Raw genomic sequence first — 521 nt, forward strand, 5'->3', positions numbered from 1 at the left:
TGAATATCGCCACCTAATTGAAGAACCAGCATTGGATTGGATTCAAGACAATCTAACCACAAATGCGTCCGTGGCTATCGACCCTCGCATGCACAGCTCGGCTTGGCTAGATATGGCACAAGCAAAACTGGCCGGAAAACTTGAGCTAAACATTCTCTCCAGCAACCCAATTGATGAATTGTGGCATGACCGCCCTGCACCAGTGGTTTCTGACGTTCGCCTCATGCCAACAAAAGCCGTTGGTCAATCAAGCGAAAGTAAGCGTAAAGAGATCGCTCAACTGGTAACAAAAGCCGGTGCAGACAGTGCAGTTATCACAGCGCTTGATTCTATTTGTTGGCTATTGAACGTACGTGGCTTGGATGTATCGCGTTTGCCAGTTTTACTGTCGCACGCGATTCTACATGCCGACTCAAGTGTAGAGTACTTCCTAGATCCCGCTCGCTTACCTGCTGAATTTGCAGCGCATGTGGGTACTGGTGTGACGGTTCATCATCCAGAAGCACTTCAATCACGCCTTG

The 521-nt window shown here is 48.8% G+C and carries 1 protein-coding gene; it reads left to right on the forward strand.

The genetic code is table 11. The annotated features are described in order from the left end of the window. Window positions 1-521 (forward strand): aminopeptidase P family N-terminal domain-containing protein (locus R7Z47_RS26800; RefSeq protein WP_318131019.1); only part of this gene is annotated, 521 nt, incomplete at both ends.

It is taken from the genome of Vibrio sp. 1641, from assembly GCF_033339995.1.
GTDB lineage: Bacteria > Pseudomonadota > Gammaproteobacteria > Enterobacterales > Vibrionaceae > Vibrio > Vibrio alginolyticus.